Source organism: Gemmata algarum (assembly GCF_034097035.1).
Lineage (GTDB): Bacteria > Planctomycetota > Planctomycetia > Gemmatales > Gemmataceae > Gemmata > Gemmata algarum.
On the sequence record NZ_JAXBLV010000029.1, the window covers coordinates 1 to 9,210 of the forward strand.

Genomic DNA, 9,210 nt, shown 5'->3' on the forward strand with positions numbered 1-9,210 from the left:
CACCTGTGTCGACACGTCTGCACCAGGGTAGCCGGGCAGCGTGACATAGCGTTCCATCTCGCGTTCCGCTATCTCCCCCAGTTCAAAATCCTCCTTGAGATCAAACGGAACGAGTTCATACGTCACTTCGAGATGGGCGCGTTCGAAGACGGGGATATGCTGCCCGTAATTGAGGTTCGCGTCTTCGATGGTACCGGTGTAGCGGTATGGGGTGATGCGGCACTTGGTCGCCACCCAGTTGAAGATATCGTAAGCGGGGTGACGGTCGGGCAGGAGCCGCGAGATGCGGAGGGCGCCGCCGCTATCGGTGTACGTCTTCGTGAACCCGAGGAGGTAAATGGCCGTGGCGTGGCGCTCGGCCCAGGAGCACGAGTACAGGCGCCGGCTGCCGCTGCCGTCCGGCCCCATGTCGTCCTGAATGTGATCCCCGGTCCCGGACACCCCGATGCGCCGGAGGTCCATGAGGGCGACCTCGTCCGGATCGTAGTAGCGCAGGGATTCATCGGCGTTCGTCGGCGGAATGGGCAGTTCACCGGGCATCGGTCCCTCACCTTCGGTTCCGGAGGCCGCGTGCGGGCGCGGCCTCGAACGTCAACGGCCGCCCGGCGCGGGGCCGTGCGGCCGGTCGGGCGGGTGCCCGGCACCGCGCCGGGCGGGGTGCGCTTCACAGCATGTCGGCGAGCAACCCGCCCAGGCCGAAGGCGCCCATCTTGGCGGCGCGGCGGGCCACGGCCGACGCGGCGGAAGCCGACGGGTCGTAGGCGCGGCCGGGCGCGGCCCCGCCCGCCGTCGTGTTCTGCGCGATCTGTTCCAGCTTCGCGAGCATGTTCACTTGCACCTGGAACTGCCGGGCCTGAAGGGGGTCCTGGCTCAGCGCGGCCATCTGCACCTGCTGCGCCACGCTCCCCAGGCCGCTGATCTGCGCCTTCGGCCCCATGCTCCGCTTGAGGCTCTCGATGGTGTCGTTGATCCCGCGCTTCACCTTGCCCCCGGAGTCGCCCATCGCGTCGGGCGCGGCGGCGAACGGGTTCAGCCGGTTGAGCTGCCGCTGGATCCAGGCGACCGCTTGCATATAAGCCTGGACGAAGACCATGACCGCGTCGGCCGCGAACGTGATGACCGAGATCAGTATGGTGAGGGCCGGCACCCCCTGCTCCATCACGAGCCCGAACCACTCGTCCATCATGGGCAGCAGGCGCTCGGCCACCACCTCGGACACCGCCAGGATGTAGGCCGAGAACAGCGTCATGATGGGCAGGAAGATCGGCCCGATGGTGGTGGCCAGGACCTTGGTCGCCTGGTCGATCATCTGGAACCCGCTGATGTTGCTCTGGAGCGCCTGCCCGAGCATCTGGAGCGGCCCGAGCACCGGCGACAGCGCGGTCACGAGCTTCCCCAGCACGTCGATGATGGGGTCGAGGGCGCCGCCGGCCGCGCTGCCGAGCATCCCGCCCACCATGCCGCCGACCGGCCCGCCCATCGCGGTGCCGATGGCGTTGCCCACCGCGCCGCCCATTTTGCTGCCGGCCCCGCCCGACTTGCTCCCCGGGTCGGCCATCTTGGCGGCGATCGCGTCGCCGGCCTTGTCGCCCAGCTTGTCGCCCACGTCCCCGCCCACCAGCCCGCCGAGCTTCTTGCCGAGCCCCTGGGCCGCGCGGTCGCGGTCGTCCTTCTCCTGCGCGCCGGCCAGCGTCTTGCGGGCCTTGGCGTCGCGCCGGTCCGGGTCGTTCAGGAACGCCCGCAGCGCCTCCTCGCCGGGGGTGCGCGCCCCGCGGCCCCCGGTGCCGTCCCCGCGGGGCACCCGCTGCACGTTGGCCGCGTTGCCGACCGCGGCGGCGGCGCTGGTCTGGATGGCGTTGCGGAGCAGCTCCATCGCGGCGATCAGCGCCCGGTACTCGGACCCGTTCTCCATGCGTCACGTCCTCCGTTCGCGGCGCCCCGGCCGCTGGGCCGCCTCGCGGCGGCGGACCTCTTCCGCCCACAGCCGCTCTTCCTTGGCCGGGTCGGTGATGCCCAGCAGGAAGCACCGGCGCCGGTGCAGCTCGCGCAGGTTCGGGAACCGGGCCGGCGGGGCCTCGACCTCCATCACCCCATCGGGGCCGCGCTTGACGGCGTAGAGGAACACGAGCTGGTCGTCGGTGAGTCCGGCGAGCTCGGCGAAGGTTCGGTTGAACGGGGGGTTGAGGAGCTGCTGGACGACGGTTCGTTTGGCCCGGACCGCAGCCAGTCGGTCGGCAGCCCCAGCGCCCCCAGCAGGGGCGCCAGCGCTTTTGGGTCGTCGCTGGCCCTCGCCAGGAGGGCCGCGGCGATCCGCTTGATCTGGTCGGCGACGAGCCGCTCGGCCAGCTCGTCGGTCACGCCCTGGTCGCGGCACACGATGGCGACGACCTTGGCCAGCCCGGCCGGGGTCCACAGGGCCTCCATCGCGTAGGGGCCGTCGAACTCGTACTTGCCCAGCGCCGCGTCGGTGTCGATCCGCGCGTGGCGGCGGTCCTTGGCGTCCTCGGGGGCGGTGGACCGGTCCACCGCGTCGTGGGCGCGCTGCTCCAGCCACCGCTGGAACTCCCCCTGCTCGTAGAGCGTGGGCTTGCGCAGCTTGTAAACCGTGCCGTCCGGCCCGGTGATGTCCGAGCCGACGGCGAATGCGTCCGCGAGTGTCATGGTCAGTTCGGGTCCGCGAGGGTGTAGGGGCCGACGCTGCGAATCTCGATGTCGTAGGTGAACCGGCCGTTGATCTCGCCCTTGGGCGAGCTCTTGAACACCTTGGCGACCGGCAGCGTGTAAATGGGGGTCGTGGCGCCGATGTCGGCGTACAGCTTCAGGTTGGTGACCACCGTGCCGCGCGAGATGCTCACGAGGTCGCCGGCGGTGATGTCGATCACCAGTTGCGCGGAGACGCGCAGGCTGGCGAGCCCGTCGTCGGGGTGCTCGAAGCCCCCGTCCTCGGCGGTGGTGCCGTCCAGCTCCTGGGCGCTGTCCTCGGCGCTCCACGACTGGACCCCGGGCACCAGCGCCGGGCTGGACCCGCCGATCTTCATCGCGATGTGTTTTCCGGAGATCGAAATGGGATGCCCTCCTTCGGGGTGTCGGCCTCGGGTCAGCGGGTCGGCTGGCAGTGTCTGCTTCTTGTGGCACAGACATTCCTGTCTGTGCGGCGTCTGAATCTTGCACAGACAGGAATGTCTGTGCCACAAATGCATCAGCCCAAAACGGGGGCTGTTAACCGGAGCGTGAATGAAGTCAGCCAGCCGGGAGTCGCACCGTTCGAGCGGCGGGTCACGGCGCGGCCTCGCACGTCAGGGTGTATTCGCCCTCGGTCGGCCCGCTCACGGCGGACACGACCCACCAGTCGCCGTCGTCGTCGCGGACCCGGTCGCCGGGCTCCGGCTTCGCGTACTCCAGCGCGAGGGCCGCCGCCGGGACCGTGAACGCCCCGCCCGCCTCGGCGGGGAACGGCAGCCCGACGATCTGCCGCAGCGTCGCTCCGCCCGCCGCGGGGCGCCGGTAGATGGTGTGTGCCACGGCTGGTACGGGCTCCAGTGGTTCCAGGTTCCCGGTGTGTGTGCCGGCGCCGGGGCGCGGGGCTCCGGCCCGCTGGTCGGCGTCGGGCGCGCGTTCGAGGCCGCGTGGGGCCGAACCGTCGCGCGTAGGTTATGCGGGGCAGAGGCCGCGCCCCGGCGCCGGCACACACCGAACCGGTTGTCATTCCGTCTCACGAGTACAGGTGCAGGGGTACGCGCCGCCGGCGAGCGGCCCGGCCTCGACCACGGCCCACCACGTACCGTCCCCGTCCCGCCACCGGTCGCCGGCCCGGGGCACCAGACCGCCGAGCGAGGCCGCGGCGACCAGCCACGTCGCCCGCGGCCCGGTCGCCTCCCCGCCCGGCCCGGGGGCGGCCTCCACGCCCGCGACCCGGGTCCGGGTGCCGCGCTCGTACAGCGGCACCCCACGTTTGACCTTGCTCACGACGGCACCCTCGATTCGAGTACTTCCACGTTGAACGTCTGGGCCGAGTAGTCCAGGTCGCGCGGGATCAGGCTGCCGTCGAACGGCGCCTTGCCGATGGTGGTGACCATGTTGAACCCGGGCACGCCCGCGAAGCACGCCCGCGCGTCGCCCACCGCGCTCTCGATGAGCGTGCGCCACTCGCGGACCTGCTCGTTGTCCCCGAGCTTGCGCCCGCCGCCGGCTCCGATGACGACCACCGTGGTCGGGTAGCGGTTGATCTTGGTCTCGGCGTCCAGCAGCTCGGTCTGCCCTTCTTCGCCACCCTCCCCCACGCACACGGCGATGAACGGCGGGTCCACCCCGCTCGGCAGACTCGGGGTCTTGAGCTTCTGCACCTTGGTGCCGGGCACCAGGCTCAGCGCCCGGATGGCAGACACCACGGCGTCGGCGATCAGGTTCGGGCTCACCGGGTTCGGCACGGGCTCACCTCTTCCTCGTGACCGGGCACCGCACGATACAGCCCGCCACCTCGTTCACCTCGGCGACCACCCACACCGTGCCGTCGCCTTCGGTGATCCGGTCCACCGGCTTCAGCACGAACCCGAGCCGGTCCGTGCGGAGCCAGAACTCGTTCTGCGTGTTGGGGACCTCGCCCGACCGGGCCGGCCCGGTGGAGGTTTTCCGAATCAGCTTCGCGGCTGTAACCCCCGTTACAGTGGCCGCCGCTACCCCGCTGATGGCATCGACGCTCGCCACGGCGACCGGCGCGGTGCCCTGCGCGAGCGCCTCGAAGTCGGCGCCGAAGTCGATGCCGTCCAGTTCGTTGGCCACGGGCTACCTCACAACGCTGGTCTGGGTGAACACGGGGTTGGTGTCCGGGGCGGCCCCGGGGATGGCCCGCAGGCTCTTCTCCTGGTCGAGCAGGCTCTCGTAGTAGGTCTTGCGGTCCACCCGCACGCCCCCGGGGAGCGTGTAGTCCGGCAGCGGGTTCGCGAGCACCTCGGCGATCTTCGCGCACACGTCCCGGTACGCGGCCTGCAAGTTCTGAAGCGGCGTCGGCATGGCGGTCCTTCCCGTTAAGGCTCTGGCGAGCGGAGGGCGTGAGCCCTCCGAGTGCGCCCGCGCGAGGCGAACGTCGCGAGGCGAGCGGAGGGCGTGAGCCCTCCGAGTGCGCCCCGGCGTGTCGGGTGCGCGGCACGACCCCGGCAGGCGCGCGTCGGGTGCGCGCACTCGGAGGGCTCACGCCCTCCGCTCGCCTTGTCGCGCGAGGCGCACTCGGAGGGCTCACGCCCTCCGCTCGCCTTGTCGCGCCTCAGTCCGGCAGCTCGGTCGTCACCACCCGGACGCCCGCGCCGTCCACGTCGCCCGGGTCGATGCCTTCCGCCCGCAGGTACTCGCCCACCGCGCCGTCGCGATCCGGGGCGAGCACGTACCGCTGGGTGCGCGCCCCGAACGGGTGCCCCTCCAGCCGCAGCTTGAACCGCTTTAGCCCCTCGCCCGCCCGCTCGGCCGGGGCGCACACCCGCGCGCCGGGCTTCGGGGCGGGCGGCTCGCCCTTCGCGTTCCCCGACCGCGCGCCCGCCTTCTTGGTCTCGTCCGCCATGTTCCGTCCCCGTGGTGTCTGTTCGCCCGGCGCCCGCCCCCGCGGCTCACGCGGTGCATTTGACCATGCGGCGCGGCTGGACCGTGCTGAACGTGCTGCGCTTGGACACTTTGCTCTGGAAGATGATGTCCTGATCGAACTCCAGTTGGCTGCCGGCCCCCATCGTGGTGACCGTCAGCGGCCAGTTCTCGATCTGCTCGAAGGCGCCGCCCAGGTCGCCCAGGAACCACGTGGTGTCGGACCCGGACACGGCCCGGAACAACTGGCTGCTCATCACCTGGATCTGCCCGATGATGTCGCCGGTCGGGTTCGGGATCTCGCTGCCCACCGGGTTCCCCGAGGTGGCGTACCCCGGGGCGGTGCGCCGCACCATGCCCTTGAGCGCGAACGGCACGGTGAACGCCAGCGCCGGCGGCACGCAGATGTGCTTGACCGTGACGTTCTGCGGCTCGCCCGTCGCCGGGTCCAGGATCTCCACAAGGGCCTGCCACGCGGCCTGCACGTCCGTGTAATCGACCAGCGCGTTGGCCGCGACCAGGTTGTCCCAGGTGTGCGCCCCGCTGTTGTCCCCGTAGGTGGGGATCGGCCCCAGGTTGCGCCACCGGTACCGGTACTGGTTCTTGGGGGTCTCGCCGGCGTCCACCACGCAGGTGATGGCCCGCTTCTCGTCGCTCACCCCCTGCCACTCGCCCAGGGAGTCGAGCTTGGTCATGAACTCGCCGGTCTGGTCGAAGAACACCGCCTCCTTGGTGGCCCGGGCGATCATGCCGCGCTTACGGGTCTCCGGGGTGTCGGTCCAGTCCTCGCCGACGCCCACCTCCGGGTACGGCTTCCCCTCCTCCACCACGTCGCTCTCGTCGCCCACGTGGGTGACGCCCGGGATGCGCTCGAACTTGAACTTGCTGGGCCGGGTCGGGATGGCGTTCACGAACACGCGGGCGGGCACGTCGTAGGCGGCCAGCACCCGCTCGTAGGCGAACTGTTGGGTGATGTTGAGGAACGCCGCGGTGCTGTTCGCCCCGGCGGCCTCCTCCACCCGGGCGCGCTGGAGCACCCCGTGCGCGCGCTCGGCGCAGTCGCCCAGGTTTTTGCGGCAGTGGTTGAAGTTGTTCCACCCGAAGCACTCGACGAACAGGTCGCCGAGGTCCAGGTCGTCGGTGCGGATCGCGCCCCCGCGGAGCGAGGCCCGCAGCCCGGCCTCCGTCTCCGCCGGGTGCCGCTTGTACGATTCGACCAGCTTGGCAGTGTTCATAGGTAATTCGGAGTGTGGAGTTCGGAATGCGGAACGTTCCCAATTCGGAACGCGGAATTCTGAATAGAACCCAACAAACAAACAAAACACAAGACAACGAGCAAGCGGGACGCAATTCGGTGCGGAACAGCCGCAATGCGGAACATCGAACAGGTGCCTGGGCGATATTGTTCTTGTTGTCTTCAATTCCGCATTCCGAATTCCGCACTCCGCATTTCCTCAGCGCGCCTGCCAGCAGCCGGCGTAATCGACGTTGGTGGTTTCGAGGTTGGCGCCGCCGTTCTTGGCGCCCACGAACAGGCTCGCGGCGGCGAGGCCGGTGAGCAGGAGCTGGTGCCGGATCGGCTGGCCGGTGACGGCGTCGCGCATGAGCCGGCCGTCGATGGTGGGGACGCAGGTGGCGTAGCTGCCGAAGGCGTCGAGAACCTCGATCCCGAGTTGCTGATAGCTGGCCCCGCCGGCGCTCTCCTGGCTCTGGCTCACGGTCACGTCGCCGCCGTTACGGGTGACGAACCGCCACGCCGTGTCGCCGTCTACCTTGTAGATGGCAACGACCGTCCCGCTGGCGCGGAGCCCGGCGCCGTCGTCTAGGATCAGGTTCGCCCCCACCGACGACGCGAGCCCGAACGCCACGTTGGCGTCGTCGGTTGCGGCCTCGGTGAACTGGATCAGCGCCTCGGCGTATAGCGGCTTGTTGGCGGCGGGCTTGAACAGGGCGTTGGTGGTGGCGAGGTACGATTCGTCGTTATCGGCCACGCTCCCGTCGGAGCTGGTGAGGGTGGCGATCCCGCCGACCCCGGCGGCCACGACGGTGCCGGAGTCGGTGAGGGTGGCGGTCCACAGGTGCGGGCTGATGTACCACGGGAAGTCGTCGTAGACCCCGTGCAGGTCCTTGGCTTCGCGCAGGGCTTGCGGCATGCGGACGATGTTCACGTTCGGGCCTCGTTATGTTGGGGGTGCGGTGTGCGGGTGCGACCGTGCGGGTCCGGGGGCGGTCACTCGATCCACTCGGCGAACGCCTTCGGATCGGCGGGCGGCTTCGACTCGCTGGCCCGGGTGAGCGCCCCGAGGCGCCCGCGGCCGGCGCTGGTGGGCCGCTCGGGCGCGGGCGCCGCGGCCCGCTGGAGCCGGGCGGCCAGTGCGGCGCGGCGGTCGCGCGGGGCGGCGGCGATCAGCTCCAGGTCTTCGCGCCCGGGGCGGTAGCCGAGCCGCTCGCACACGTCCAGCGCCTCCAGCACGGCCCCGGCCCGGCGCCGCGCGCTCTCCGGCTTCGGGGCGCCGTCGTCGGTGTCGGTGTCGTCGTCGAGCGGTTCGTCGGTGTCGGTGTCGGCGTCGGTGTCGGCGTCGTCCGCGGTGATGTCGGCGTGCGCGCGGAGCATCTTCTTGAGCTTGGTGAGGCACTTGCCGAGCGCCTTCGGGTCGCCCTTGGCGGCCATGCACGCCTTGAGTTCGTCGGTGGCCGCGGCGAGGAACGCGGCGTCGAGCGGGGCGGCGGCGCCGGCGTCGGGCGGCGGGGGCGCGTCGGCGGCCGGCATGTCGGTGCCGTCGGTGCCGTCCGGGCCGTCGATCTCGGCGAGCCGGCGGGCGGCGGTGAGTTGGCGGCGGGTGGACGCCGGGTGCGCGGCGAGCCACTCGACCAGTCGGGCGCGGGTGAACGGCACGGGTGCTCCTTCGAACAGGCCTTTGGTGGTAGCGGGTTGTGCGACGAGGTCGATGGACTCGACGGCCCGGATGGCTTCGACGACCTCGCGCCCGTCGGGTCCGGGCCGTGTGTCGCAGAGCGCGACGTGGCTGAACCCGTACAGCGCGGGGTTGCGCTCGGCGGCCTCCATGACGCGCTCGTACATGGGGTGCGAGCGGAGCAGGTTGAGGGTGCCGCGGGGCCGCCCGTCGGGTCCGGGGCGGACGTTGGTGAACCACCCGAGCCGCCGCTCCACGGTGCTCTCGCGGCCGTGGTCGCAGTTGACCGGCCGGCCCTCGTAGCGGGCGCAGTCGCGGCGCAGCACGGCGACGGGGTAGTCGCGCCCGTTGGCGCTGGCGGTGCCGCAGATGAGCACGCCGTCGATGGTGCCCGCGTCGCGGTTCGGGCGGGCGCCGCGGAACGGGGCGCGGACGTGTTCGGTGATGCGCCGGGGTGTGGTCATGCCCGGCCGATGGCAGCGGGCGGAAAATGAAGACCTAACCCCCCGGCCCCCTTCCCTAAAGGGAAGGGGGTGGCGCCGGGAGGAGTGATCCCGGGGCGGTAGGTGCGCGCGGGGCAACCCACCCCCGGCCCCTCCCTGAAGGGAGGGGGAGCAAAACCGAAGACAACCCACCCCCAGCCCCTCCCTGAAGGGAGGGGAGGAAGGCAACCTAACCCCCCGGCCCCCTTCCCTAAAGGGAAGGGGGTGGCGCCGGGAGGAGTGAC

General features: G+C 71.0%; 14 protein-coding genes. All 14 read right to left on the reverse strand.

The annotated features are described in order from the left end of the window. Positions 1-540: hypothetical protein (locus tag R5W23_RS04695; RefSeq protein ID WP_320685333.1), on the reverse strand; the 540-nt coding region annotated here is incomplete at its 3' end. A 124-nt stretch (positions 541-664) separates the two neighbouring features. Then, a complete protein-coding gene (locus R5W23_RS04700) occupies positions 665-1,912 on the reverse strand; it encodes a hypothetical protein (protein ID WP_320685334.1) in 1,248 nt (415 codons plus the stop codon). Positions 1,913-1,915: 3 nt separating this feature from the next. Then, positions 1,916-2,125 (reverse strand): hypothetical protein, encoded by a 210-nt coding sequence (locus R5W23_RS04705; protein ID WP_261188174.1) that lies wholly within the window; start codon positions 2,123-2,125, stop codon positions 1,916-1,918. Beyond that, complete coding sequence (locus tag R5W23_RS04710) at positions 2,086-2,661, reverse strand: hypothetical protein (RefSeq protein WP_320685335.1); 576 nt, start codon at positions 2,659-2,661, stop codon at positions 2,086-2,088. The genes R5W23_RS04705 and R5W23_RS04710 overlap by 40 nt, the downstream gene beginning before the upstream one ends. Before the next feature lie 2 nt (positions 2,662-2,663). Beyond that, positions 2,664-3,038 (reverse strand): hypothetical protein, encoded by a 375-nt coding sequence (locus R5W23_RS04715; RefSeq protein WP_261188176.1) that lies wholly within the window; start codon positions 3,036-3,038, stop codon positions 2,664-2,666. Positions 3,039-3,276: 238 nt separating this feature from the next. Further along, positions 3,277-3,522, reverse strand: coding sequence for a hypothetical protein (locus R5W23_RS04720; protein ID WP_261188177.1), 246 nt, complete (start codon positions 3,520-3,522; stop codon positions 3,277-3,279). A 180-nt stretch (positions 3,523-3,702) separates the two neighbouring features. Continuing rightward, positions 3,703-3,966, reverse strand: coding sequence for a hypothetical protein (locus tag R5W23_RS04725; RefSeq protein ID WP_261188178.1), 264 nt, complete (start codon positions 3,964-3,966; stop codon positions 3,703-3,705). Continuing rightward, on the reverse strand, positions 3,963-4,427 hold the full coding sequence (locus R5W23_RS04730) for a hypothetical protein (protein WP_320685336.1): 465 nt from the start codon (positions 4,425-4,427) through the stop codon (positions 3,963-3,965). Before R5W23_RS04730 ends, R5W23_RS04725 begins: the two co-directional genes overlap by 4 nt. A 4-nt stretch (positions 4,428-4,431) precedes the next feature. Next, positions 4,432-4,779: a hypothetical protein gene (locus R5W23_RS04735; protein ID WP_320685337.1), complete on the reverse strand. Its 348-nt coding sequence runs from the start codon at positions 4,777-4,779 to the stop codon at positions 4,432-4,434. A 3-nt stretch (positions 4,780-4,782) separates the two neighbouring features. Beyond that, the gene (locus R5W23_RS04740) at positions 4,783-5,010 is read right to left on the reverse strand and encodes a hypothetical protein (RefSeq protein ID WP_261188181.1); all 228 of its coding nucleotides are present in this window, start codon (positions 5,008-5,010) and stop codon (positions 4,783-4,785) included. Between the two features lie 250 nt (positions 5,011-5,260). Continuing rightward, positions 5,261-5,551, reverse strand: a complete 291-nt coding sequence (locus R5W23_RS04745) for a hypothetical protein (RefSeq protein WP_320685338.1) — start codon at positions 5,549-5,551, stop codon at positions 5,261-5,263. A gap of 46 nt (positions 5,552-5,597) precedes the next feature. Next, the gene (locus R5W23_RS04750) at positions 5,598-6,803 is read right to left on the reverse strand and encodes a phage major capsid protein (RefSeq protein WP_320685339.1); all 1,206 of its coding nucleotides are present in this window, start codon (positions 6,801-6,803) and stop codon (positions 5,598-5,600) included. A 219-nt stretch (positions 6,804-7,022) separates the two neighbouring features. Continuing rightward, positions 7,023-7,736 carry a hypothetical protein gene (locus tag R5W23_RS04755; protein WP_320685340.1) on the reverse strand — a complete coding sequence of 238 codons (714 nt, stop codon included), beginning with the start codon at positions 7,734-7,736 and terminating at the stop codon, positions 7,023-7,025. A gap of 62 nt (positions 7,737-7,798) precedes the next feature. Then, positions 7,799-8,947: a hypothetical protein gene (locus R5W23_RS04760; protein ID WP_320685341.1), complete on the reverse strand. Its 1,149-nt coding sequence runs from the start codon at positions 8,945-8,947 to the stop codon at positions 7,799-7,801. Between the last annotated feature and the right edge of the window lie 263 nt (positions 8,948-9,210).